Raw genomic sequence first — 21791 nt, 5'->3', positions numbered from 1 at the left:
GCCCTCTCAGGAGGCGCCGGCCTTGCGCTGAGCCCGCGCGGCCCGGATGGCCGAGCGGGCGAACCGGCCGTCGGCGAGGGATGCGTCGGGTGCCTGCCCAGCGAGGACCGCGGCGCGCAAGGCGACGAGCGCGGCATCCCCCCAAACCTCCAGGATCTGCCCGAATGCGGCGTGGCGCCCGGTATCGAACGGGATCGGCCGCCCCGACCCGTCGCGCGTCGGATGCGCCAGATCAAGGCCGCCGCAGGGCACCCAGCCCTCCGGGATCGGCGCAGTGGCCGCATGGGTCCGTCGCAGCCGCAGCAGGTGCGGCAGGACATGGCTGCGCGGTCCGGCCCCCGCGGCGACGGACCTGCGATCCGGCCCATAGACCTCGACGCGGCCGAAACGGGTAATGAAGACACTGTCCGCCCCCAGGGCGCGCACCGTCGCGATCCCGGTCCCGCCGGAGGCGAGAAGCGATCGGCCCTCCAGGGCTCGGAGCCGGTCGATCCGGCCGGGGTCGGCGGCCCGGATGCAGGCATCGACGGCGTGCAGACCGAGGCCGAGGTCGAACAGGTGCGCGGCGCGGTCCTGCGGCCGGACCGCCGCATCGTCGGGTCCCAGCTCGGTCAGCACGGCGCGCTGCCCCATGGTGCAGGCCGAAGCCGGAAGGCAGAGGGCGATCCCCTGGCTCCAGCCGTCGGTGAAGCCCGTCTCGTAGGCGAACGGCCTGAGATCCGGCCCCACCGCGAGGGAAACGGCGCCGCGGTCCGTGACGATCCCGATCCGGCCGCCTTCGTGGAACCGCGCCGGCTCGTCGCGGTCGCGGGAGAAGACCGCGAGGGCACCATAGCTACCCAGTCTCAACGCGCCGGCCGGATCGGCCAGCTGGGCACGAAGGAGAGCTTCCGCCGCCTGTCCCGAACCGCCCGTCATCCGCTCCCCGCGTGCATGGCACCGCAGCCGGCACGCCTTGACACGGACCGAGAATGACCGGAAGTCGCGGGGCATCATCGAGGTTGTGGTCGACGAGGCGGGCGCGCGACCCGGAACGACCGACGCGGAGACGTCCGCCGGACCTCGCGACGGGATCCGCAAGAAGGGCGCTGGCATGGACGTCATCGAGACCGAGATCCCGGACGTGAAGCGCATCGTCCTGAAGCGCTTCGGCGACGCGCGGGGCTGGTTCTCCGAGACGTTCCGGGCCGACACCCTGGCGCGGGCCGGCATCGCCACGCCGTTCGTGCAGGACAACCAGTCCTTCTCGGCCCCCCAGGGCACGATCCGCGGCCTCCACTTCCAGGTCGCGCCCCGCGCGCAGGCCAAGTTGATCCGCGTCCTGCAGGGCGCGATCCTCGACGTGGCGGTCGACATCCGCAGCGGCTCGCCGACCTACGGCCGCTACGTCGCCGTCACCCTCGACGCCGACAAGGGCGAGCAGCTCTACATCCCGCACGGCTTCGCCCACGGTTTCTGCACCCTGACCCCCGACGTCATGGTGGCCTACAAGGTCGACGACTACTACAGCCCCGAGCACGACCGGGCGCTCGCCTGGAACGATCCCGAGGTCGGGATCCCGTGGCCGGTCTCCGGCGAGGCGGCGATCCTGTCCGACAAGGATCGGCGCGCCCCGCGCCTCGCCGATCTCGGCCGCGTCTTCTGAACTGCGCGGCCCGGCCGCAATTTCGTCACGCCGGCCAGTCTTACGCTGCTCGGCTAGTCAGTTTCTGACCTATCCGAAGAGGTAATCCGCCATGCGCATCCTGGTGACCGGAGGCTGCGGCTTCATCGGCTCGGCGCTGGTGCTGCACCTCGTCAACGATCTCGGCCACGACGTCTGCACCCTCGACGCGATGACCTACGCGGCCAACCCGGTCTCGCTGGCGCCGCTTGCCGACAACCCGCGCCATCGCCTCGTCGAGGCCGACATCTGCGACCGCGCCGCCGTGCAGAAGGCCTTCGCCGACTTCAAGCCGCAGGCGGTGATGCACCTGGCCGCCGAGAGCCACGTCGACCGCTCGATCACCGATCCGGGCGCCTTCGTGCGCACCAACGTCATCGGCACGCAGACCATGCTGGATGGCGCGCGAGGCTATTACGAAGCACTGCCGGAGGCGGACAAGAAGAGCTTCCGSTTCCTCCACGTCTCCACCGACGAGGTCTACGGCTCGCTGCCGCCGGACGCGTTCTTCACGGARGACAGCCGCTACGACCCGCGCTCGCCCTACTCGGCCTCGAAGGCCGCCTCCGACCACCTCGCCCGCGCCTGGCACGAGACCTACGGCCTGCCGGTGCTGGTGACCAACTGCTCCAACAATTACGGGCCGCGCCACTTCCCCGAGAAGCTGATCCCGCTGATGATCCTCAACGCCCTCGAGGGGAAGAAGCTGCCCGTCTACGGCGACGGCCTCAACGAGCGCGACTGGATCCACGTRGAGGACCACGCCAAGGGCCTCGTGGCCGTGCTGGAGCGCGGCCGGATCGGCGAGACCTACCTGCTCGGCGGCCGCGCGGTGCGCAACAACCTCGCGGTGGTGAAGGCGCTGTGCGCGGCCTTCGACCGGCTGCGCCCGCAGGGCGCGCCGCACGAGCRGCTGATCAGCTTCGTGGCCGACCGCCCGGGCCATGACCGGCGCTACGCCATCGACTGCGGCAAGGCCGAGGCCGAACTCGGCTGGCGCCCGCARAAGACCTTCGAGCAGGCGCTGGAGGAGACCGTGGCCTGGTACCTCGCCAACGAGGGCTGGTGGCGCCCGATCCGCGAGGGCCGCTACAAGGGCGAGCGTCTGGGGCTCAACGGCTGATGGACGTCCTCGTCCTCGGCGGCGCCGGACAGGTCGGCACCGAGCTGCAGGCCCTGTCCTGGCCGGACGGCGTCACCGTCCACGCTCCGGACCGCGCCGCGCTCGACATTACCGACGCCGGCGCCGTCGCGGCGGCGCTCGCCGCCCGCGACTACCGGGCCGTGATCAACACCGCCGCCTACACGGCCGTCGACAAGGCGGAGTCCGACGTGGTCGCGGCGTGGCGCCTCAACGCGCTCGCCCCGGCGATCCTGGCGGCCGCCACGGCGGCGCGGAAGATCCCGCTGGTGCATGTCTCGACCGACTACGTCTTCGCCGGAACGAAGCCGGACGGGGGCTACGCGCCCGACGAACCGATCGATCCGCAGAGCGTCTACGGGGCCAGCAAGGCCGCGGGCGAGCTGGCGGTGCGCACCGGCAATCCGCGCCACGCCATCGTCCGGACCGCCTGGGTGGTGAGCCCGCACCGGGGCAACTTCGTCAAGACGATGCTGCGGCTCGCCGCCGAGCGCGATGCGCTGACCGTCGTCGACGACCAGCACGGCTGCCCGACTTCAGCCGCCGACCTCGCCGCCGCCCTCGCGACGATCGCGCAGCGCATGGCGGCGGATCCGGACGCCCCCGCCGGCACCTTCCACTGCGTGAACCGGGGCGACACCACGTGGCGCGGCTTCGCCGCGGCGATCGTGGCGGGCTCGGCCCGGCGCGGCGGCCGCTCCGTGCCGGTCAAGGGGATCCCGACCTCCGCCTATCCGACGCCGGCCCGGCGGCCGGCCAATTCACGCCTGTCGACCGAAAGCCTGACGGCCGCCTACGGCATCGCGCCGCGGCCCTGGCAGGCGGCGCTCGACGACATCCTGGACCGGCTCGTCGGGCCGGTCTCAGAGGGAGTTTCCAAGCCATGAAGGGCATCGTTCTGGCCGGCGGATCCGGCACGCGCCTGCACCCGGCCACGCTGTCGATCAACAAGCAGCTCCTGCCGGTCTACGACAAGCCGATGATCTACTATCCGGTCTCGGTGCTGATGCTGGCCGGCATCCGCGAGATCCTGATCATCTCGTCGCCGGAGCACCTCGACAATTACAAGCGCCTGTTCGGYACCGGCGAGCAGTTCGGGCTGAAGTTCTCCTACGCGCTGCAGCCGCGGCCGGAGGGCCTCGCCCAGGCCTTCGTGATCGGGCGCGACTTCGTCGGCGACGACGACGTSGCGCTGATTCTCGGCGACAACCTGTTCTTCGGCGCCGGCATGGGCGAGCTGCTCGAGCGCGCGGCCGCGCGCCAGCAGGGCGCGACGGTCTTCGCCTACCATGTCGACAACCCGCAGGCCTACGGCGTGGTCAACCTCGACAAGTCCGGCCGCCCGACCAAGATCGTCGAGAAGCCGCAGAACCCGGAATCCACCTGGGCGGTGACCGGCCTGTACTTCTACGACAATCAGGTGCTCGACATCGCGGCCGACGTGAAGCCTTCGGCCCGCGGCGAGTTGGAGATCACCAGCGTCAACGAGGCCTATCTCCAGCGCAGGCAACTGCACGTGGAGCGGATGTCGCGCGGCTACGCGTGGCTCGACACCGGGACCCACGACAGCCTGCTGGAGGCGAGCGAATTCGTCCGCACCCTCCAGCATCGCCAGGGCCTGCAGGTCGCCTGCCTGGAGGAGATCGCCTACCTCCAGGGCTTCATCAACCGCGACCAGCTCGTGGCCCGGGGCGAGATGTTCGCCAAGACCTCCTATGGGCAGAACCTGCTGCGCCTCGCCCGCGAGAGCGAGGACGACCTGCGCCTGCGCCGCGGCAAGTAAGGCCGTCCGATCGGGCGGATGCGCGCCGGACCTATTTCGGAGCGCACCCGATGCAGATCCCACGCATGAGCTTGTCGTTCTCCGTCTCCCGCGGCGTCAGCACGCGCCGGTCGTCCGGGGTCTCGGCGCCAGCGCCGCGGCTCGGCGGCATGACGCGGCCGACCGACGAGGTATGGGGTGCCGTCGCCGTGGAGGCGGGGCCGCCGCCGGTGCCGGTCTGAGACTGCGCCAGCGCGGTACCGGTCGCCAGGACCGGCAGGAACAGCGCGAGGCCGAGGGTGATGCGTGGGCGGGTCATGGGTGCGGAACTCCGTGCCGGCCCATAACGCGGGTGTGACCAACCGGTTCGACCGGGCGGGCCGATCCCCACCTTTGTTCGCCTTTGCAGAAGCGATGCGGCGCCGTATCAGGAGCCGCGTTCCCGCCGCCGCCATCCTGAAGCGTCGAAATTCGGAGCCGCCGCGACGATGCGGGACCCCAACGCGATCGACTTCTGGCGCGGTTTCGCCCTGATCACGATCTTCATCAACCACATCCCGGGCAATACCTTCGAACGCTACACCTTCTCCCAGTACGGCATCTCGGACGCGGCCGAGCTGTTCGTGTTCCTGGCGGGCTGGTCGATCGGGATCGCCACCCGGGGACGCGACGGCGTGCCGGAGCCGCCGGGCCGCAGCGTGGTGCGGCTTCTGGCCCGCACCGTCGAGGTCTACCGGGCGCAGCTCACGGTGATGCTGCTGGCGCTGGCGATCATCGCCGGGGCGGCCCTGCTGCTCGACAACCCGCTGATCCTTGAGTGGCACAATGCCGGCGGCTTCTTCGCGGACCCGATCCAGTCGGTCTGCGGCATGGTGCTGCTGACCTACCAGCTCGGCTACTTCAATATCCTGCCGCTCTACGTGCTGCTGATCGGCATCGCGCCCGTCTTCGTTCTGGTCGGACGCATCAGCCTGCTCGCCGCGCTGGCGCTGTCCGTGGGCATCTATCTCGCGAGCCTCGTCTTCGCCTGGAACCTGCCCTCCTGGCCGGGGGAGGGGGACTGGTTCTTCGACCCGTTCTGCTGGCAGCTCTTGCTGGTGCTCGGCTTCGTCCTCCAGGGCTGGAACCTGCGCTCGGATATCCTGCGCCGCTGGTCGCGGCGCCTGTTCCCGGCGGGCGTCGCCATCGTTCTTCTCGGGATCGTGCTGGCCGTGACGGAGATCCGACCGGATCCGATGCTGGTTCCGGAGCCGCGCCTGCTGTTCACCTTCGAGAAGACATACCTGACGCCGGCGCGACTGGTTCATTTTCTGGGGGTATTGTTAGCCTTTGCGCCGCTTTACGCAGTGCTGGCCCCCCGAATCGGCCGCGTCGTCGGTTATCTGACTCAGATGGGCCGGAATTCGCTGGCTGTTTTCTCGATGGGCTCGATCCTGAGCCTGATCGGGCAGCTCGTGCGTTTCCAGACCGGCGGCGGCGTGCTGATCGATATGCTGGTCGCCGGCTCGGGCCTCGTCGGGCTGGGGTTTACGGCATGGTTCGTCGAATGGCGCAGCCGCAGCAGATCGTCACGACCGCGCCCATGATAACGGGATGCCGTTCCGCGCGGCCGGTCCGGGCCTTCGGGACGCGCGGTGCGGCGCTGCTCGCTTCCGTGCTGACGGCCCTGGCGCTGACCGCGATGGTGCCGGGTGGAACGGCCGCGGCCGAGCAGCCCGGCAATGCCGGCACGGTCGAGCCGAACCTGTCGCAGGAATGCCGGGTCCCGGGCGCGCAGCTCTACACCGTCGCCCAACTCGGCGCCGTGAAGGCGGCGCTGGCCGAGAATCGCCCCCTCAGGATCCTGGCGATCGGCGGCAGCGCCGCCCCCGGGGCGTCGGCCTCCTACCCGGCCAAGCTCGAGGCCGCCCTGGAACTCGCGATGCCGAAGGTCGACGTGACGATCGACCATCGCGGCCTGCCGGGGGAGATCGCCTCGGGGGCCGGGGAGCGTCTCCGCACCATGGTGGCCGAGGCCGAGCCCGATCTCGTGGTCTGGCAGGTCGGCACCCATGACGCCATCGCCCGGGTCGATGCCGACGCCTTCGCCAGCGCCCTCGCCGAGGCCGTCGGGTGGATCCGCTCGCACGGGATCGACGTCGTGCTGGTCGACCCGATCTATACCGCCAGCATGGCGGCCGACGTGGACTACAATCGGATCGTCGAGGCCGTACGGACCGTCGCGAACCAGCAGGGGGTGCCGCTGGTGCGGCGCTACGAGGCGCTGCATTACCTGTCGAGCCGCAACGACAAGGGCGAGGGACACATGCTGGGCCGCCAGTTCCGGCTCAACGACCTCGGCCTGCGCTGCATGGCGGAGCACGTGGCCCTGACGATCGCCACCTCGCTGATGCGGACGGATGCGCCGAAGGAACCCAAGGCCGATCCCGCCGCCCCGCCCTTAACCGAGCCGCAACGCGCTCCGGGTTAGACCCGGCGACCAGAGGTCGGCGTCCCGCCGAGTTCAGGCCCGGCGCGGAGCGCGTAGTGTCAGCCACGGCTCTCCCGGCCAGCGCGTTCCGTCGCCTGTGGTCCCTGCGCAGCGGCTCGCAGCGGGCGGCACTCACGGTCTTCGCGATCCGCGTGGGTTCGGCCGGCTTCGCCTACGGCTCCCAGGTTCTGGCCGCCCGGCTGATGGGCTGGGAGGCCTACGGGATCTTCGCTTCGGTCTGGGTCTGGACCGCGATGCTGGGCCACACCCTGACCCTCGGCCTGTCGCAGGGCGCCTGCCGGTTCGTGCCGGGCGATCAGGCGCAGGGTGCGCTCGACCTCGCACGCGGATACATCCGGGCGGGCGCCCTCGTGACCGGCGGGGCCGCGCTGTCCATCGCCGGCCTCGGCGCGGCCCTCCTGATGCTGGAGCCGGGCCTGTTCGGCCCCGCCTATCGGGCGCCGATCGCAGTGGCGCTCTGCGTGATGCCGCTCTTCGCACTGCAGGACTATCTGGAGGGCGTGGCCCGCAGCCAGAACTGGGTGGGGCTCGCCATCGCGCCGCCCTACCTCCTGCGCCAGACCCTGATGATGGCCGGCATGGTCGCGGCGATCCTGCTCGGGGCGCCCCCGCGCGCCGAGGTCGCGATGGCCTGCATGCTGCTCGCTGCCACCGCCGCGACCGCCCTCCAAGCCGCCCTGCTCGCCGCGCGGCTCCGGAGGGATCTGCCGGCCGGCCCCCACCGATACCGGTGGCGGACCTGGCTCGGGACGAGCCTGCCGATCGCCGCCATCGACCTCGCCAATGCCGGCTTCACCTTCGTCGACGTGATCGTCTTGGGCGCCTTGGTGAGCCCGGCCGAGGTCGGTCTCTATTTCGCGGCGACGCGGATCCAGCAATTCGTCGCGTTCGTGCACTACGCCGTCAGCGCGGCCACGCTTCAGCGCTACAGCGCTGCGCAGGCGCAGGCCAACCGCTTCCTGCTCGCCGAACTCGTCCGGCGCCAGGGTCGCGTCACGGCGGCCGCGACGCTCGTGGTCGGCGGCGCGATCCTGGCCGTCAGCCCGCTGCTGCTTGCGATGTTCGGCCCGGGACTGGGCACCAGCGTGCCGATCCTGTGCATCCTGATCGCCGGCAGCGTCGGGGCGAGCCTGTTCGGGCCGGGAGAGGATCTGCTGACCATGCTGGGCGGCGAGCGGCTCTGCGCCGGCATCACCGCGGGGAGCCTCGTCGCCGCCGCGGGCCTGTGCCTCGCCCTGGTCCCGGCCTTCGGCACGCTCGGCGCGGCCGTGGCCGTGGCCGTGGTCACCGTCGCCCGTGCCGGCCTCCTGGCCAGGGCCGCCGGTCGGATCCACGGGCTTTCGACACCCGTCTGGGTCACGGGGTTCGCCCGATGAGCCCGGCCGTCGGCGCCGCGTTCGATCGCGCGACGGCGCTCGCCGCTGCGCCGGACCCCGACGACTGGGACGCTCTGGTCGCGGCGAGCGCCGCGCCGCACCCGCATTTCTCCCGTCACGTCATGGACGCGCACAGGACCGCCGGCCTGCTTCCGGGCAACCTGCGCTACGTCACCGTCTACCGGGAGGATCGCCTCGTCGCGCTCCTGCCCTGCGTGCCGGGGCGCGACCTCTCCGGCCTCGGCGGCCGGATCCTGCGGCCGTTCCTCTCGCCCTTCGTGACGGCCACCTCCCCCCTCGTCGCCGACGGCCCGGACCGGGCCGCGCACGCGCAGGCGCTGGTGGTCGCGATGGAGCTGGCCTCCGGCGGCCGTGCCTGGCGCTGGCCGCTGCTGCCGACCGGGGAGGGCGCCGTTCCCGAAATGCTGGCCGCGATGCGCCAGCGCGGCTGGGCGATCGGCACGGTGGCGGAGTTCGAGCGCCCGGTCATGGACCGTCGCGCCGATCACGCGGCGTTCCTGACCGACCATCCGAACCGGAGTCGCTTCAAGGATCTCCGCCGCCGCGCCCGGCGCCTCGCGGAGACCGGAGCCGTCGCCTGTGCGAGCGCCACGGACGGAGCGGACCTCGCCCGCCTCGTCGCGGCCTTCCTCGATCTGGAACGCGAAGGCTGGAAGGGCGAGGCCGGCACCGCCATGGCCTGCAGGCCGGAGCATGCCGCCTTCGCCCGCGCCCTCTTCACCGCCGCACCGGGTCCGGTCGGCGTGCGGGCGGACGCGCTGACCCTCGACGGGCGGCCCATCGCGGTCAGCTTGGCCCTGGTCAACGGCGGCACCGCGACCCTGTTGAAGACCGCCTACGACGAGGGGCTCCGCAGCCACGCCCCCGGCCTTCTGCTGGAGGCAGAGATCGTCCGCGCCTGCCACGAGACCGCATTCGCCGACCGGCTCGATTCTGCCACCCTGGAGGGGTCGGCTCTGGAGAGCCTGTACCGCGACCGGATTCAGGTGGCCGAGATCATCGCCGTCCCACCGGGCAGTCACGCGCTCGCCCTGGAGCGGCGCATCCGCCTCGCGCGGTTCGAGCGGGAGGCGCGGGCTGTCGCGAAGCGGGCCTTGCGGCGGCGCTAGATCGGACCGGCGCGGGACGGCGCACTGCAGAACCCGCCGACACGACGATCAACGGCGCCGGTACGGTCCCTCGCCCTGCGCGCGTTCATAGACATCGTGCCCCGTCCGGGCGCGGTAGGCGCGTCCGGCGATCGCGCCGGGGGTCGGCGGGGTGCCCGGCTGCGCGAAGCTGGTCTCCGGCCGATAGGCCGGCCCCCAACCGATCGCCTCGTCGCCCGCGGGGTCCTTGCCGGGAAAGCCGGTGACATAGCCTGTGCTCTGCGCGGCGGCCGGCGCGGCAGTGAGTGCGAGCAGGGGCGCGAGGCACCACTGAAGCCTTGTACGGGATGGCATCGGACGTATTCTCCGCAACGGGTCCATCGGAAAGCCCTTCGCGGGAACCAACACCGGACCAAGACGCGGGTTTGCCGGCATGCGCGCATGTCGCAGGGCAGACGGTTTCAGAGCCAAGCGGGAGCCGTCCTGCGCGGGCGGACATCGCGAAGGGGCGCGATATGGAAGACTGGAAAGCGGGGTTCAGGGCCGAATTGCGGGCCATCGCGATCGCCACCGGCGATGCCGCCTCGGCGCAGCTGCCGGATCTGCTGCGGCGCCTGCAACGGCATCAGGCCGGCCTTGGCGGCCATCCGGTCCTGACCCTCTATCGTCGCTGGCGCATCCGTCGCCTCGCGCGGGCCGTTGCGGACGCGCGCTGGCACGCGGAACAGGGACGTCTCGCGCGCCGCGGCGGGCTCGACGTCCGGCCCTAGTGCTCAGACGCCGTCACGTCGTTTCCGGGCCTGAGACCTGGGTTGTTATCGAGTATCACTCGTCCAGACTGCGCTGACGCTCTCGTTTGCAGCGATGCCCGAGGCGGGTCCGGTCAGGCGGCGGCGTATCGGCCGATCGTCCCGCGGCGCGCCTGTGGCGTCTCTCGTGCGGTCCTCCCCGGAAGCCCGGCCGCGACGTGGCGCGCGGACGCGTCCAAGCGGTCGTCCAAGGCGGCCGGCAGACGCACGAGTACGATGGTGCCCACCGCCTCCTCGGAGCGGATGCGGAGCGAACCGCCGTGCAACTCGACCATCGAGCGGGTGATAGCGAGGCCGAGTCCCGAACCCTTGTGGCTCCGGGTCATCTGCGTCTCGACCTGCGTGAAGGGCCGGCCGAGCCGAGCAAGGTCGGAGCGCGGGATGCCGATGCCATTGTCCTCGATGAACAGGTGGGTGCTGGCGCCTGCGCGCCGCGCGCGCACCGCGACGCGCCCTCCGGCCGGGGTAAACTTCACGGCGTTCTGCATGAGGTTGGCGAGGATCTGCCGGATCGCATGCGGATCGGCCAGGAGATCGAGGTCGGGCGCCACGTCGATGCTGACGGTGATCGCCTTCTCGCGGGCGGCCGCCTCGACCGGGGCGAGGGCGGCCGAGACGGCGGCCTCTGCCGAGATCGCCTTGGGGCTCAGCCGCACCCGGCGCGCGTCGAGCCGGGCCATGTCGAGGATGTCGTCGATCATGGACAGGAGGTGCGAGCCGCTCTCGCGGATGTCGCGGCAATATTCGGTGTAACGCGGGGTGCCGAGGGGGCCGAGCACGGCGTTCTCCATCACGTCAGCGAAGCCGATGATGGCGTTGAGCGGCGTGCGCAGCTCGTGGCTCATGTTGGCGAGGAACTCGGCCTTGGCCTGGTTCGCGGCCTCTGCGGCGGCCTTCTGGTCGAGGTAGCGCTCGGCGAGGTCTGCGAGCTGCTGGGTCTGGAGTTCGAGGGTCCGGCGGGACCGCTTGAGGTCCTTCACGGTCTCGATCAGCTCGCGCTCGGAGGCGAGGAGCTGCTCCTGGTTGCGCTTCAGGCTGGTGATGTCGGTGCCGACGGAGACGTAGCCCCCGTCCTTCGTCCGTCGCTCGCTGATCTGCAGCCAGCGGCCATCGGTGAGTTCGGCCTCGAAGGTCCGGGCCGCCATGCCGGTCATCGCCATGCCGGCCTCGGGCGATTCCCGCCGGACCTGCGGCAGGACCCCACGGCCCATCACGTCGGTGTAGCTCCGCCCGGACTGGGCGTCCTCCGGGCTGAGGGCGTGGAGGTGGCGGAATTTCGAATTGCACAGGACCAGCCGGTTGCCGGTATCCCAGAGCACGAAGGCCTCCGAGATCGCCTCGACGGCGTCGCGCAGGCGCATGTCGGCTGCCGCGTTGGTCTCCTCCAGGGCGCGCTGTTCGCTGATGTCGGTGGCGATGCCAACGAGATGGCGGCCGCCATCGGCCGCGTCGGCCACGACCTCGGCCCGGGCGCGCAGCCAGACATAGGCCCCGTCGGCGCCACGCATCCGGAAGGCGTGGTCGATGACGGTCTGGTTGGCGGCGAGCCCCCGGGCGAGGCTGTAGAGGTCCCCGTCATCGGGGTGGACCAGGCCGTTGACGTCCCCGAAAGAGAGGTACTCGTGCTGCCGACGGTAGCCGAGCAGGGTGTACATCGAATCGGACCAGTAGATCCGGCCCCGGGCGATGTCCCAGTCCCACAGGCCGCAGGCGCCGCGGCGCAGGGCCGTCTCCAGGCGTCCGCGGATCTGCTCGCGGGCACGGTCGGCCCGGGCGGCCTGCCGGGTCTGCAGGCCGTAGGCGAGGCCGACGCCGATGATGACGAGGCTCGCGGCGGCGATCAGGACGATCTGGTCACGGGTGCGGGCGCTCCATCCGCGCAGCAGCGGCTCGACGGGCTGGAGCACCGCCACCTGTCCTGCGCCGCCCGGCAGGCTGTGCATGGCGGCGAGCACGCTCTCACCGCCCGGGAGTTCGAGGGCCATGGCGCCGGCGCGCTCCCCGAGGCCGGAGAGCGGCTCGCCCTCGCCGAGCACCTCGGCGAGGGTCGTCCGATCATCGGGCAGAGGCGGATGGGACGCGACGATGCGGGTGTCGGGGCGCACGAGCAGCAGGCGCCGGCCCGGATGGCGCTCGCTCTCCGGCATCAATGCGCGCAGGTCCGCCGCCACACTGCCGGGCGGAGCCACCACCCGGGCCGCCAGACGCGCGAAGCCTTCGACCTCGGCCCGGGCACCCGCCAGGATCTCGGCGCGCTGACCCTGGATGTGGAGCGCGGCGAGACCGACCAGGCAGGCCAGGAACACCGCGAGGGTCCCTGGAACCGCATAGCGCAGCCAACGCTCGGCTTGGCCGAGCCGCGGATCCCGAGCCCGCATCGGCCAGGAGATCGTGAGACTCGATTCCGCACGCGCGGAGAAGGAAGCGGAAGCCGCCTCCGGCATGGCCGAACCTCACCCTTGGGAACTGTGACCCGGTCGGGGCGCCCGGCCCCCGAAGGCCCCCCCGAATCTGTGTGAATACAATCACCTCGCACACCGGTTTGTCCACGGATTTTTTACCATACGGGCTTGACGCAGGCTTGGTGTGACCCGTCCGCCCGGGAATCAATTTCTACCGCAGGTTCAAACCCTTAGCCGCCTCCGAGCGTGCGGGCGACGATGTCGGCCGTGTCCCGGGAGAGGCCCGGGATCGCCTTGATCCCATTCAGCATTTCCACGGCTTTGGCACTGCGAAATTTTTCCAGCCTGCGCCACGATCCGAAGGCTGTCAGGAGCCTTGCGGCAACCTGTGGGTTGGTCGAATCGAGTGCCGCGACCGTCTCGGCGACCCGGGCGAAGCCCGCCCCGTCCTGGCGGGCGAACTGGGTCGGGTTGCCGAACGCGAAGCTGCCGATCAGGGCTCGCACCCGATTCGGATTGGTCATGGTGAAGGCCGGATGGCCCTGGAGCCCTGCGATCCGGTCGAGGGTGCCGTCCTCCGGGATCTGCGCCTGGATGGCGAACCACTTGTCGAGGACGAGCGGTTCGTCGGCATAGCGGGCGGCGAATTCCGCCAACGCGGCCTCGCGGGTTTCCCCGGGGATCAGCGCCAGGGTCCCGAGGGCGGCGAGCCGGTCGGTCATGTTGGTGGCCTCGGCCAGGCGCTCCGTGGCGCGCGCGGCACCGGACTGGGGATCGCCCGCCGCGATCAGGTCGAGGGCGGCGTTGCGAAGCGACCGGCGCCCCGCAGATGCGGCGTCTGGGCTATAAGCCGCCCCCGCGACCGGCTCGAGCGCCCCGTCGATCCCCTCGAGCCGCGGTCGCAGGATCTGGCCGAGCCGCGACCGCAGGTCGGACCTTGCCCGGTGAATCGCGTCGGGGTCGACGTCGGCGGGCACGGCGTCGGCCGCCTCGCCCTCGCTCGGCACGGCCAGGACCGAGGCCGCGAAGGCCGGGTCAGCCAGGGCCTCGCCGTCGAGGAAACGGCCGAGTGCCGCCGCGAAAGCCTCGGTCCGGTCGGCGTCGGGTTCGAGGATCAGCCGCAGCGCCACGTCCTGCGCCGCCTGCCAGCGGTTGAACGGGTCGCCGTCAAGCGCGAGGAGGCGCATGCGCTGCGCGTCGGTGAGGGCGAGATCGAGCTTCACCGGCGCGGAGAAGTCGCGCAGGAGCGAGGGCACCGGCTCCTCGGCGACGGCCTCGAACACGATCTCGGCCTCGGGCCGTTCGAGCACGTAGATGCCGTCCCGAACGTCCCGGCAGGTCGCACCGGTCAGCGGCCCGGACAACCCCACGAGGCCGAGGGCGACCGGAATCACCAGGGGCGGTCCGTCCTGTCCTGCGGCGTCGGGCAAAGTCTGGGCGAACCGGAGGGTGTAGCGCGCGGCCGTCGGATCGAAGGCGGCCGTGACCGCGAGGCGAGGCGTCCCGGGGCGCTCGTACCAGCGGGCGAAGTCGCCCAGGTCGCGCCCGGTCACCGCCGCGAAGGACGCGAGGAAATCCTCGACGGTGGCGGCGCGCCCGTCATTGTCGGCGAAGTAGCGGTCCATCCCGGCCCGGAACGCCGCCGGGCCGATCAGTGTCCGCAGCATGCGGACGATCTCGGCGCCCTTGTCGTAGACGGTCGCCGTGTAGAAGTTGTTGATCTCCGCATAGGCCCGCGGCCGAACCGGGTGGCGCAGCGGACCGGCATCCTCCGGGAACTGGCGCGCCCGCAGGCCGCGCACCTCGGCGATCCGGTGCACCGGGCGGGACCGCATGTCGGAGGAGAATTCCTGGTCGCGGAAGACCGTGAGACCCTCCTTCAGGCAGAGCTGGAACCAGTCCCGGCAGGTGACCCGGTTGCCCGACCAGTTGTGGAAATACTCGTGGGCGATGATCGCCTCGATCGCCGCGTAGTCGCCGTCGGTCGCCGTCTCGGGGCTGGCCAGGACGTATTTATCGTTGAAGATATTGAGGCCCTTGTTCTCCATCGCGCCCATGTTGAAATCGGACACGGCGACGACGTTGAACACGTCCAGGTCGTAGGCGCGGCCGAACGCGGTCTCGTCCCAGGCCATGGAGCGGATGACGGCGTCGAGGGCGTAGCCTGCGCGATCCTCCTTGCCGGGCTCGACGTAGACCGCGCAGGTGACGGACCGCCCCTCCATCGTGGTGAAGGCGGTCTCGACCTTCCCGAGCCGGCCACCGACGAGGGCGAACAGGTAGGCGGGCTTCGGGTGCGGATCGTGCCAGACGGCGAAGTGCCGGCCGGGTCCGGCATCGCCGGTCGCGACGCAGTTGCCGTTGCCGAGCAGCACGGGGGCCTCCGCCCGGTCCGCCTCGATGCGGGTGGTATAGACCGCCATCACATCGGGGCGGTCGAGGAAATAGGTGATCCGCCGGAAGCCGTCGGCCTCGCACTGCGTGCAGTAGACCCCGCTCGACCTGTAGAGGCCCATCAGCTTGGTATTGGCGGTCGGATCCACCTCGGTGACGAGACGGAGCACGAAGGGGCGCCGCGGTGGGTCGTGCAGCGTCAGCCCCGCCGGACCCGCCGCGTAGGCATCGGGCGCGAGGGGCGCGCCGTCGAGGGCCGCCGAGACAAGCCGCAGGTCGTCGCCGTCGAGGACCAGGGGCGCATCGGCTAGACCCTCCGGGTTGGGACGAAGCGTCAGCGTGGCGTCGATGCGGGTCCCATGCGGGTCGAGACGGATGTCGAGATCGACGCGATCGATCAGATAGTCGCTCGGCCGGTATTCCTCGAGGCGGATCAGCGGCGGCGTCTCGGTGCGCATTCGGCTCACTCCGGGTTCGGGATGGACCCGTTCTGGTCCCTCGGCGCGCGCGGCGCAACGCGCGCGGCGCCTCCGGGGCGGCGACCCGTGCAACCGTCGTGCGCGTCCGATGCGCCCACGCTCGGGCTTGCTTCGCGACGCGGCGGGTCGCCATCCCGCTGAGGGCGGCCGTCTCACCGGGACGCCGCATGTCACCGCCGGCCCGAGACCTCCAAGCTGGCACGGTCAACTATCTCGACAGCGCCCCGACGGAGCTCGATCAGACCCGCCTCGGCCCATTGCCCCAGAATGCGGCTCACGACCTCGCGAACGCTGCCGATGTCGTCTGCGCGCTTCTGATGGGTGACGGCTGCGACGCCGTGCGGATCGGTCTCGGCGAGCAGGCGTTGCGCGAGGCGCTGCTTCAGCGGTGCGAACGCGACTTCGTCGATCAGCGTGAACAGGACGGACACCAGGCGCGTGTCGTCGTCCATGACGACGCAGCGGAAGATGCGCGTGCGTCCCTCCCGGTACATCGGGTCGTTGGTGCACGCGCCGTCCAGTTCGCAGGTGGTCGCCCACGCCTCCAGCATCGGGATGTGAACGGTTCCCCGGGCGATCTGAGGAGCGCCGGGCTCAGCCCTTGGAAAAGCGGAAACCGGTCGATCCAGCGCTCGACTTCCTGGGCATCCGTCATGGCTGGCGTCGTCCCCGACCATGACGACGGGCTGATCGTCCGGCGCGCGTTGCGTTTTTCACCGGCCGTGCCGGACTTGTGCGGATGCTGCGCCGGAGCGCGTGCCCGCTGTCGCCCGGGAAGTCGGCCCGCGCCGAACCGCTGTCGGGCATGAACAGGGTATCGTGGATGAAGGCGGCGTCGCCGACCCGGTAGGCGATGGAGGCTAGGGTGTGGCCCACCGCGTAGCCTTCCCGCTCGATATGGGCGAGCAGGGCGTCGCGCCGGAGCGGGCTGAGCCTGCAGCTGCGCGACCGGCCAGGGCTTGAGGCGGAGATCCTTCGTTTCTGATGCGGTCAGCCGAGGTCCGGACAGACGTTGTCCTTGTGGCAGCCGTAGCCAGCACGCCTGCCAAACGGTTCCATTCGGGAGCCTGAAGCGATGCGGCTGCTTGTATATGGCCTACTCGCCGCCCAATCGAACGCTAGCTACCGCGGCGATCACCCAGCGGCCGCAGCCGGACGCCCGGCAAGCAAGTTCGTGTCAGTGTCTTGCCAGAACCGACAAAAATTTACTGATGACAATGGGATAGCGCCATTATGGAATTTCTGCACACCATGGTCCGGGTCGCCGATCTCGACCGCGCCCTGGCCTTCTACGTCGACACGTTCGGACTGAAGGAGGTCCGCCGGGTCGAGAACGAGAAGGGCCGCTTCACTCTCGTGTTCCTGGCCGCGCCCGGCGACGTCGAACGCGCGACGGCGACGAAATCGCCCCTCGTCGAACTCACCTACAACTGGGACCCCGAGACCTACGGGGGCGGCCGCAACTTCGGCCATCTCGCCTATCAGGTGGACGACATCTACGCCTTCTGCACGCGCCTGCAGGAGAAGGGCGTCACCATCAACCGGCCACCGCGCGACGGCTACATGGCCTTCGTGAAGTCACCGGACGGGATCTCCATCGAGATCCTGCAGAAGGGCGGCGCCAAGGAGCCGCAGGAGCCGTGGACCTCCATGGAGAACACCGGCACCTGGTAGCGGGTCCGCGCCCTTGACCCGGACGGCCCGGCGGGCGCATCTGCCCGCGGATCAGCCGGCCGGGCGGCCGCTCCGGACGCGTCAGCGTCCGGGGAGGAAAGTCCGGGCTCCATGGAGAGACGGTGCCGGATAACGTCCGGCGGGGGCGACCCCAGGGACAGTGCCACAGAAAGCAGACCGCCCCGGATGCGTCCGGGGTCAGGGTGAAAGGGTGCGGTAAGAGCGCACCGCGGACGCGGCAACGCGGACGGCACGGCAAACCCCACCGGGAGCAAGACCGAATAGGGGCGGCGCGCCCTTCGCGAGAGGGGCAGGCCGGCTCTCCAGGCCAGTCGTCCGGGTTGGTTGCTCGAGGCGGTCGGCAACGACCGTCCCAGAGGAATGGCCGCCACGTCGGCGCGCATGCGCGCCGGCCCTACAGAACCCGGCTTATAGGCCGGCTGATCCACCACCCGATAAGCCTATCCCGGTCAAAGCCTTAGCGGCCCCGCGCCAAGCGTGCGGAGTCGCGCGACCGCCTGAAGATTCCGGCGCGGCAAAAACCTTCGGTTAACCTTGCCGGGGTCAGATCGGTCCGCGCGGCAGCGCCACGCTCGTGCGTTGACGATCCTCCGAGGCCCATGATACCCGGCATCCTCCCGTCAACGGCGTGTATCGGATCGCCGGGCGCACCCTGCCTCAGTGCAGGTTCCGTCCGTGCGCGGCGTGTTGCGCGCTCCGCATCCGGTGCCGTTCCCGTCACGCGCGCCGCGCTCGCGCGGTCCGGCACAGGGCACCATGAGACGCACGAGCCGCATCCGCGACCGGATTTCCGGGGCGCGCCGACACTCCGCCCGCCATCCCGAGCGGCGCCGCACCGCCTCGGCGAGGCGTCCATGATCCGGCGTCGTCCATCACCCGAGCGCGCGACCCGGCACGGGAACGCCCCCGAAGCGCCCGCCCAGCCGCATCTGCCCGTCCTCCTGGAGGAGGTCGTCGCCGCGCTGGACACCGCCGGCGGTGTCGCGGTCGACGGCACCTTCGGCGCCGGCGGCTACACGCGCGCCTTGCTGGCGGCGGACCCGGCCCTGCAGGTGGTGGCGATCGACCGCGACCCCACGGCGATCGCGGCCGGTCAGAGGCTGGTCGCGGAGGCCGGAGGACGCCTGCATCTGCTGGCCGGCCGGTTCGGCGACCTCGACACCCTCCTGGCAGACGCGGGCATCGGGCAGGTCGACCGGGTGGTCCTCGATATCGGCGTCTCGTCGATGCAGCTCGACGCGCCGGAGCGCGGCTTCTCGTTCCGCAACGACGGCCCCCTCGACATGCGCATGGGCAACGCCGGCCCGAGCGCTTCGGACCTCGTGAACGAGGCCGACGAGACCGTGCTTGCCGACATCATCTACCATTACGGCGAGGAGCGGCGCTCGCGCGCGGTGGCGCGGACCATCCTGGAAGCCCGCCGCCGCGGACGGATCGAGACCACCGCGCAGCTCGCCGAGCTGGTGGCCGGCGTGGTGCGGGTGGAGCCCGGCAGCCACATCCATCCGGCGACGCGGACCTTCCAGGGCCTGCGCATCGCCGTGAACGACGAACTCGGCGAACTGGTCCGCGCCCTCCACGCGGCCGAGCGTGCGCTCAGGCCCGGCGGCCGGCTCGCGGTGGTGACGTTCCACTCCCTCGAGGATCGGATCGTCAAGCAGTTCTTCGCCGCGCGAAGCGGCCGCTCCGCGCAGGGCTCACGCCATCTGCCCGGGGGTCCGGTCGAGACCGTCCGAAGCTTCCGTCTCGTGACGAAGGGTCCGGTCCTGCCGGGCGACGCCGAGACCGCCCGCAACCCGCGCGCGCGGTCGGCCAAGCTCCGGGCCGCCGAGCGCACCGAATCCGACGTCCCGGAGCCGCTGGCGGCGCTGACCGCCCTGGCGAGCCTGCCGGATACCGCCCGCGGGGGCCATCGCCGATGATCCGCCTGCTCAATCTCCTGGCCGTGGCCGGCCTCGTCGCGTCGGCGATCTACGCCTACTCGATCAAGTACGACACGCTCTACCAGGGCGGCCAGGTGTCGAAGCTCCAGACGGCCCTGCACAAGGAGCGGCAGGCCATCGCCGTGCTCCGGGCCGAGTGGCAGCTGCTCACCCGGCCCGATCGCCTCCAGGCGGCCGTGGACAAGCACCTCGCCCTGGAGCCGATCGGCACCAGCCACCTCGCGCGTCTCTCCGACCTGCCCGCCCGGCCGGAGCGCGGCGACGAGATCGGCCGCCTGCTCGCCGCCACGGCGACGCCCAAGGACAAGGGCGCGATCGAGCCGCGCACCACCGGCTCGATCACCCGCACCGTGACCACGACCCGCACCCCGACGACGGCTTCGAGGTAGTCTCCCGTGTCCGATGACGCCGACCAGACCCTAGACCCGGCGGTCGAGCCCGCCGTCGCCGACCACGAGGCCGCGCTTCTCGAGGCCGCCGCGCTCGCGCATGCCGCGGGCGCGCCGCGTCTCCTCGAGGAGGAGGCCCGCGCGCCGGTGCCCCCTGCCGAGCGCGCCAAGGCGTTCCTGCGCAGCATGTTCCGGCTGGCCATCGAGCGCTCGCACATGCGGGTCGCGCTGGTCGGCCTCGTCTTCGTGGGCGTCTTCGGGACGATCTCCGCCAAGCTCCTGATGATGGCGATCTTCGGGGAGCCGCCCAGCCAGGAGCACCGGGTCGCGGCCGCGTCCTCGACCGCCTTCCGGCCCGACATCGTCGACCGCAACGGCGAGATCCTGGCCACCGACATCCGCACGGTCTCGGTCTTCGCCGAGCCCGGCAACATCTACGACAAGGACGAGGCGGTGGAGCTGCTCACCGCGGTCCTGCCGGAACTCAACGCTTCCGAGCTGCGCGCCAAGCTCACCCAGCGCAAGGACAAGAAGGGCGCGGGTTTCGTCTGGGTGAAGCGCGAGCTGACCCCGAAGCAGCAGGCCGAGGTCCATCGGCTCGGCATCCCCGGCATCGGCTTCCTGCCCGACCACAAGCGGGTCTATCCGAACGGCGTCGCCGCCGCCCACATCCTGGGCGCGACGAACCTCGACGGTGTCGGCATCGCCGGCATGGAGAAGTACATCGATTCCACCGGCCTTCAGGCGCTCAACAGCTTCGGGCTGATCAACAAGCAGGCCGACCTGAAGCCCGTGCAGTTGTCCCTCGACCTGCGCGCGCAATTCGCCGTGCGCGACGAGCTGGCCTGGGGCATCGATCACTTCAAGGCCAAGGCCGGCGCCTCGATGATCCTCGACGTGAAGACCGGCGAGGTCATCGCCCTGGTCTCCATGCCGGATTTCGACCCGAACGATCCGAAGGACGCGCTGTCGCCCGACCGCATCAACCGCATGAATGTCGGCGTCTACGAGATGGGCTCGACCTTCAAGGCGATGACGCTGGCCATGGCGCTCGATTCCGGCAAGTACAACGTCAACTCGACCTTCGACACCCGCGGCGGCGTGCTGAACTGGGGCCGGCAGAAGATCCACGAGTACCACGGCACCAACCGGGTCATCACCATGCCGGAGGTGTTCACGCATTCGTCGAACATCGGCTCGGCCAAGATGGCGTTGGGCGTGGGCGTGCCCGGCCACAAGGCCTTCCTGAAGAAGATGGGCCTGCTCGACCGGCTGCGCACCGAGCTTCCGGAGAGCGCGGCGCCAATCGTCCCGTCCCGCTGGACCGAGATCAACACCATCACCATCGCGTTCGGACACGGCATCGCGGTGGCGCCGATCCAGGCGGCGATGGCGGTGGCGGCCATCGCCAACGGCGGCGACCTGATCACTCCGACCTTCCTGAAGGCCAATCCCGACGACAAGGCCCGCAGCACGCATGTCCTGTCGGCCCAGACCTCCGAGGCAATGCGGTACATCATGCGCCTCAACGCCTCCGAGGGCTCGGCCAAGAAGGCGGCGATCCCGTACTACTTCGTCGGCGGCAAGACCGGCACGGCCGAGAAGGTGATCGGCGGCCGCTACATTCACAACCGCCTGTTCACGACCTTCATGGCGGCGGCGCCGATGAACGACCCGAAGTACCTGTTCGTCACGATCATGGACGAGCCGCAGGGCCTGCCCGAATCCGGCGGCTACGCCACGGCGGCCTGGAATTCCGGCGTGGTCACCGGCAAGGTGATTGAGCGCGTGGCGCCGATCCTGGGCCTGCCGCCGCAATTCGAGCCGCCGGTGAGGCCGTTCCCGCAGATGGTCAAGCTCAACGCCTACCACATCAACCAGCTCGGCGGCCCGTGATGGTGGCGGCATGAGCATGCGGCTCGCCGACCTCTTCCCCGAGGCCCCCGGCCCGGCCGGGGACCTGACGGTCTCGGACCTGACGGCCGACAGCCGCCAGGTCGCCACCGGCACCGTGTTCGTGGCCGTGCCGGGCACCAAGGCGGACGGGCGCCGCTTCGCCGCCCAGGCGGCCCAGCGCGGCGCCGCCGCGGTGGCCGGGGAGGGGACGCGGCCCGCCGACCTGCCCGACGCGGTCGCCT

The 21791-nt window shown here is 70.9% G+C and carries 20 protein-coding genes, 1 other RNA gene and 1 pseudogene; 15 read left to right on the top strand and 7 right to left on the bottom strand.

The genetic code is table 11. From position 1 onward, the window contains the following. Window positions 1–6: 6 nt before the first annotated feature. Window positions 7–918 carry a DUF6925 family protein gene (locus AC1DXK_RS20495; protein WP_457104960.1) on the bottom strand — a complete coding sequence of 304 codons (912 nt, stop codon included), beginning with the start codon at window positions 916–918 and terminating at the stop codon, window positions 7–9. A gap of 175 nt (window positions 919–1093) precedes the next feature. Here AC1DXK_RS20495 and rfbC point away from each other — a divergent pair, with 175 nt between their 5' ends. The 4 genes from rfbC (at window position 1094) to rfbA (ending at window position 4587) form a co-directional block, all read left to right on the top strand. Further along, window positions 1094–1645, top strand: coding sequence for a dTDP-4-dehydrorhamnose 3,5-epimerase (gene rfbC / locus AC1DXK_RS20490; RefSeq protein WP_457104959.1), 552 nt, complete (start codon window positions 1094–1096; stop codon window positions 1643–1645). A gap of 91 nt (window positions 1646–1736) precedes the next feature. Further along, window positions 1737–2786 (top strand): dTDP-glucose 4,6-dehydratase, encoded by a 1050-nt coding sequence (gene rfbB / locus AC1DXK_RS20485; protein ID WP_477298841.1) that lies wholly within the window; start codon window positions 1737–1739, stop codon window positions 2784–2786. After that, a complete protein-coding gene (rfbD, locus tag AC1DXK_RS20480) occupies window positions 2786–3691 on the top strand; it encodes a dTDP-4-dehydrorhamnose reductase (RefSeq protein WP_457104957.1) in 906 nt (301 codons plus the stop codon). Before rfbB ends, rfbD begins: the two co-directional genes overlap by 1 nt. Continuing rightward, complete coding sequence (rfbA, locus tag AC1DXK_RS20475) at window positions 3688–4587, top strand: glucose-1-phosphate thymidylyltransferase RfbA (RefSeq protein WP_477298838.1); 900 nt, start codon at window positions 3688–3690, stop codon at window positions 4585–4587. The genes rfbD and rfbA overlap by 4 nt, the downstream gene beginning before the upstream one ends. 31 nt (window positions 4588–4618) lie before the next feature. Here rfbA and AC1DXK_RS20470 read toward each other — a convergent pair whose 3' ends face one another. Next, window positions 4619–4885 (bottom strand): hypothetical protein, encoded by a 267-nt coding sequence (locus AC1DXK_RS20470; protein WP_457104955.1) that lies wholly within the window; start codon window positions 4883–4885, stop codon window positions 4619–4621. Window positions 4886–5054: 169 nt separating this feature from the next. On the opposite strand from AC1DXK_RS20470, the gene AC1DXK_RS20465 reads away from it, so the two are divergent. The 4 genes from AC1DXK_RS20465 to AC1DXK_RS20450 are packed head-to-tail and all read left to right on the top strand — an operon-like array spanning window position 5055 to window position 9563. Next, complete coding sequence (locus AC1DXK_RS20465) at window positions 5055–6152, top strand: OpgC family protein (RefSeq protein ID WP_477298836.1); 1098 nt, start codon at window positions 5055–5057, stop codon at window positions 6150–6152. Then, window positions 6149–7036, top strand: coding sequence for an SGNH/GDSL hydrolase family protein (locus tag AC1DXK_RS20460; protein WP_457104953.1), 888 nt, complete (start codon window positions 6149–6151; stop codon window positions 7034–7036). The genes AC1DXK_RS20465 and AC1DXK_RS20460 overlap by 4 nt, the downstream gene beginning before the upstream one ends. A 56-nt stretch (window positions 7037–7092) precedes the next feature. Then, entirely contained in the window at window positions 7093–8433 is a 1341-nt protein-coding gene (locus AC1DXK_RS20455; protein WP_457104952.1) for a lipopolysaccharide biosynthesis protein, read from the top strand. Further along, window positions 8430–9563 carry a GNAT family N-acetyltransferase gene (locus tag AC1DXK_RS20450; protein WP_457104951.1) on the top strand — a complete coding sequence of 378 codons (1134 nt, stop codon included), beginning with the start codon at window positions 8430–8432 and terminating at the stop codon, window positions 9561–9563. Before AC1DXK_RS20455 ends, AC1DXK_RS20450 begins: the two co-directional genes overlap by 4 nt. Window positions 9564–9611: 48 nt before the next feature. Here AC1DXK_RS20450 and AC1DXK_RS20445 read toward each other — a convergent pair whose 3' ends face one another. Continuing rightward, the gene (locus AC1DXK_RS20445; protein WP_457104950.1) at window positions 9612–9896 is read right to left on the bottom strand and encodes a hypothetical protein; all 285 of its coding nucleotides are present in this window, start codon (window positions 9894–9896) and stop codon (window positions 9612–9614) included. 161 nt (window positions 9897–10057) lie between these two features. On the opposite strand from AC1DXK_RS20445, the gene AC1DXK_RS20440 reads away from it, so the two are divergent. Further along, window positions 10058–10312: a hypothetical protein gene (locus tag AC1DXK_RS20440; RefSeq protein ID WP_457104949.1), complete on the top strand. Its 255-nt coding sequence runs from the start codon at window positions 10058–10060 to the stop codon at window positions 10310–10312. A 113-nt stretch (window positions 10313–10425) separates the two neighbouring features. On the opposite strand, the gene AC1DXK_RS20435 is transcribed toward AC1DXK_RS20440, so the two are convergent. The 4 genes and pseudogenes from AC1DXK_RS20435 to AC1DXK_RS20420 form a co-directional block, all read right to left on the bottom strand. After that, complete coding sequence (locus tag AC1DXK_RS20435) at window positions 10426–12795, bottom strand: sensor histidine kinase (protein WP_457104948.1); 2370 nt, start codon at window positions 12793–12795, stop codon at window positions 10426–10428. 188 nt (window positions 12796–12983) lie between these two features. Further along, window positions 12984–15605 (bottom strand): aminopeptidase N, encoded by a 2622-nt coding sequence (pepN, locus tag AC1DXK_RS20430; protein ID WP_477298832.1) that lies wholly within the window; start codon window positions 15603–15605, stop codon window positions 12984–12986. Between the two features lie 191 nt (window positions 15606–15796). Continuing rightward, on the bottom strand, window positions 15797–16177 hold the full coding sequence (locus AC1DXK_RS20425; RefSeq protein WP_457104946.1) for a Crp/Fnr family transcriptional regulator: 381 nt from the start codon (window positions 16175–16177) through the stop codon (window positions 15797–15799). Between the two features lie 118 nt (window positions 16178–16295). Beyond that, a pseudogene (locus tag AC1DXK_RS20420) lies at window positions 16296–16508 on the bottom strand (MBL fold metallo-hydrolase); the annotation flags it as partial. A 351-nt stretch (window positions 16509–16859) separates the two neighbouring features. Here AC1DXK_RS20420 and AC1DXK_RS20415 point away from each other — a divergent pair. The 6 genes from AC1DXK_RS20415 to AC1DXK_RS20390 all read left to right on the top strand — a co-directional run. Further along, entirely contained in the window at window positions 16860–17300 is a 441-nt protein-coding gene (locus AC1DXK_RS20415; RefSeq protein WP_457104945.1) for a VOC family protein, read from the top strand. Window positions 17301–17351: 51 nt separating this feature from the next. Beyond that, window positions 17352–17748, top strand: an RNA gene (gene rnpB, locus AC1DXK_RS20410) — RNase P RNA component class A. 427 nt (window positions 17749–18175) lie between these two features. Next, a complete protein-coding gene (gene rsmH, locus AC1DXK_RS20405; RefSeq protein WP_457104944.1) occupies window positions 18176–19243 on the top strand; it encodes a 16S rRNA (cytosine(1402)-N(4))-methyltransferase RsmH in 1068 nt (355 codons plus the stop codon). Next, complete coding sequence (gene ftsL, locus AC1DXK_RS20400; RefSeq protein ID WP_012319332.1) at window positions 19240–19653, top strand: cell division protein FtsL; 414 nt, start codon at window positions 19240–19242, stop codon at window positions 19651–19653. Before rsmH ends, ftsL begins: the two co-directional genes overlap by 4 nt. 6 nt (window positions 19654–19659) lie before the next feature. Next, complete coding sequence (locus tag AC1DXK_RS20395; protein WP_457104943.1) at window positions 19660–21549, top strand: peptidoglycan D,D-transpeptidase FtsI family protein; 1890 nt, start codon at window positions 19660–19662, stop codon at window positions 21547–21549. Between the two features lie 10 nt (window positions 21550–21559). Next, a partial coding sequence (locus AC1DXK_RS20390) for a Mur ligase domain-containing protein (RefSeq protein ID WP_477298828.1) occupies window positions 21560–21791 on the top strand: 232 nt, incomplete at its 3' end.

The sequence above is a fragment of the Methylobacterium sp. P3_A11 genome, from assembly GCF_056403155.1.
This window is presented reverse-complemented; position numbering and strand designations above follow the sequence as displayed.

Excerpts from the sequence above, each read along its gene's own strand:
- AC1DXK_RS20495 (WP_457104960.1), bottom strand. The coding sequence starts at position 918 with ATGACGGGCGGTTCGGGACAGGCGGCGGAAGCTCTCCTTCGTGCCCAG.
- rfbC (WP_457104959.1), top strand. The coding sequence starts at position 1,094 with ATGGACGTCATCGAGACCGAGATCCCGGACGTGAAGCGCATCGTCCTG.
- rfbD (WP_457104957.1), top strand. The coding sequence starts at position 2,786 with ATGGACGTCCTCGTCCTCGGCGGCGCCGGACAGGTCGGCACCGAGCTG.
- AC1DXK_RS20470 (WP_457104955.1), bottom strand. The coding sequence starts at position 4,885 with ATGACCCGCCCACGCATCACCCTCGGCCTCGCGCTGTTCCTGCCGGTC.
- AC1DXK_RS20465 (WP_477298836.1), top strand. The coding sequence starts at position 5,055 with ATGCGGGACCCCAACGCGATCGACTTCTGGCGCGGTTTCGCCCTGATC.
- AC1DXK_RS20460 (WP_457104953.1), top strand. The coding sequence starts at position 6,149 with ATGATAACGGGATGCCGTTCCGCGCGGCCGGTCCGGGCCTTCGGGACG.
- AC1DXK_RS20450 (WP_457104951.1), top strand. The coding sequence starts at position 8,430 with ATGAGCCCGGCCGTCGGCGCCGCGTTCGATCGCGCGACGGCGCTCGCC.
- AC1DXK_RS20445 (WP_457104950.1), bottom strand. The coding sequence starts at position 9,896 with ATGCCATCCCGTACAAGGCTTCAGTGGTGCCTCGCGCCCCTGCTCGCA.
- AC1DXK_RS20440 (WP_457104949.1), top strand. The coding sequence starts at position 10,058 with ATGGAAGACTGGAAAGCGGGGTTCAGGGCCGAATTGCGGGCCATCGCG.
- AC1DXK_RS20435 (WP_457104948.1), bottom strand. The coding sequence starts at position 12,795 with ATGCCGGAGGCGGCTTCCGCTTCCTTCTCCGCGCGTGCGGAATCGAGT.
- pepN (WP_477298832.1), bottom strand. The coding sequence starts at position 15,605 with ATGCGCACCGAGACGCCGCCGCTGATCCGCCTCGAGGAATACCGGCCG.
- AC1DXK_RS20425 (WP_457104946.1), bottom strand. The coding sequence starts at position 16,177 with ATGCTGGAGGCGTGGGCGACCACCTGCGAACTGGACGGCGCGTGCACC.
- AC1DXK_RS20415 (WP_457104945.1), top strand. The coding sequence starts at position 16,860 with ATGGAATTTCTGCACACCATGGTCCGGGTCGCCGATCTCGACCGCGCC.
- rsmH (WP_457104944.1), top strand. The coding sequence starts at position 18,176 with ATGATCCGGCGTCGTCCATCACCCGAGCGCGCGACCCGGCACGGGAAC.
- ftsL (WP_012319332.1), top strand. The coding sequence starts at position 19,240 with ATGATCCGCCTGCTCAATCTCCTGGCCGTGGCCGGCCTCGTCGCGTCG.